Genomic DNA, 1,720 nt, shown 5'->3' on the forward strand with positions numbered 1-1,720 from the left:
CTCCGCCGGCGGGGACGTTCGCGGGCTCCGCCGCGCCGGCCTCCGCGGCGAGGGCGGCGGCGCGCAGGGGGCAGCCGGGGGCCGGGCGGGCGGCCGGCCTGCTGCCGGTCCCGGTGGTCCCGTCAATGACCGGATCGGTGAATGCGGCGGCCCGTCCACCACTTTTCTCCGGGTGCCGCATGTATTCACCGTCCTGAGCTGGAGAAGCCAATCCGCAGAGCCGTTGTATCACGGCGAATTTCCGCCGACAAGATCGTCGGGGACCCTTTTCATTTCGCCGGACTTTGCTTACTCTCGGGCTGGCACGGCGCAAGATCGCGCCGTGCGGCATCGGCGCCGCGCGGCCTGCCCGCCCCGAGAACCGGGGACGGCGCGGGGCGCGCGTGATGGGAGCTCCCGTGCTGGACTACCTCATCGACGACCCCGCCCTGCGCGAGCGCGGGGCGGGCGAGGAGCTGGCGGTCGCGGTGGCCCGGGCGGCCGGCGGCGACGCCGCCGTCCGCGTCCGCAGGCCGCTGACCGCGCTCTTCCCGCTGGCCTCGACGCGGCCCCGGCCGACCGTCCGGGAGCAGACGAAGGGCGGCACCGTCACCGGCGGGCCGCTGCGGTACGTGCGCGAGCTGCCCGCCGAGGGCGGCGGCGCGAGCGGGACCGCCTACCGGGCGACGCCCGAGGCGGCGTTCCGCGCCGCGGCCGCCAAGGCCGAGCTGACGGAGATCTCGGTGGCCGTCCCGGTGCCGGCCGAGCTGACCCGCGATCCCGCGCTGCTGGCGCGGTTCGTCGAGCACCGCGTGATCGTCCGGCTGTGCACGGTGGAGAACGAGGTGCTGCTGCACGGCAGCGGCGACGGCGCGATCACCGGCCTGCTGAACCTCGACGGCCTGCGCCGCCTGGACGCGTCCGGCCGGCCCGGGGCGCCGGGACGCGCGGACGGCGGCGCCCTGGACGCGCTGATGGAGGCGTGCGCCGAGGTGGAGGAGACCGGCGGGTCGTGCGACGGGCTGGTCATGCACCCGGCGCTGTACTGGCGGCTCGTCGGCGCGGGCGCGCTGCCCGCGCTGGACTCGGCGGGCCTGCGCATCACCCGGACCCGCATGATCGCGCGGGACCGGGTACTGCTCGGCGACTTCCGCGCGGGCGTGACGCTGCTGGACGGCGAGGAGTCGGCGCTCGCGCTGCGCGGGCACGGCGACACCGCGACGATCACCGCGTCGATGCCGCTCGGGCTGGCGGTGCACCTCCCCCAGCACTTCGTCCTGCTGAGCCTGTGACCGGTGCACCGGCGCGCGCCCGCACGGGCCCCCGGCGCCCGCCCCCGATCCGCGGGGCCCGCGATCGCCGGGCCCCGAGCCGGCCAGAAGGGAAGGTGGCCCCATGCGCACGACCCCGTGGTGATCTTCCAGGTCCCGTCCGATCCGGCCGAGGGGAGGTGAACGGGATGCGCACTCCTCCGTGGTGACGACCGCCCGCACCCTGAGTTCCGGCGAGTGCGGGGAGGTGAGACGCATGCGCACGAAGCCGTGGTGACAATTCACCCGCCGAAAATGGCATGACGGTATCGCGACAATGGCCCGCCCGTTGGCCGGCCGAATGACCGTCGCGGTCTCCGGCAATTTCCGGTCCGACCGTTCAGGCCATTGATCAGTGTCGCGCCCCGCCTTCGGCGGAAACGGCGCGGCGGCGCCCGCGGCCGCTTTCCGGGCCGCGGGCGCCGCGCGTG

At 75.6% G+C, this 1,720-nt stretch carries 2 protein-coding genes; one reads left to right on the top strand and one right to left on the bottom strand.

Features of this window, described 5'->3' with window-relative positions:
• Positions 1-181 (bottom strand): hypothetical protein (locus F9B16_RS53440; protein ID WP_225992697.1); only part of this gene is annotated, 181 nt, incomplete at its 3' end.
• A gap of 205 nt (positions 182-386) precedes the next feature.
• Here F9B16_RS53440 and F9B16_RS50310 point away from each other — a divergent pair.
• On the top strand, positions 387-1,271 hold the full coding sequence (locus tag F9B16_RS50310; RefSeq protein WP_151547332.1) for a family 3 encapsulin nanocompartment shell protein: 885 nt from the start codon (positions 387-389) through the stop codon (positions 1,269-1,271).
• Positions 1,272-1,720 lie beyond the last annotated feature (449 nt).

The sequence above is a fragment of the Actinomadura montaniterrae genome (genome assembly GCF_008923365.1).
In the GTDB taxonomy this organism is placed as follows: Bacteria; Actinomycetota; Actinomycetes; order Streptosporangiales; family Streptosporangiaceae; genus Spirillospora; species Spirillospora montaniterrae.

Bases quoted from the DNA above. Each gene is read 5' to 3' on its own strand.
- F9B16_RS50310 (WP_151547332.1), top strand. From the start codon at position 387: ATGGGAGCTCCCGTGCTGGACTACCTCATCGACGACCCCGCCCTGCGC.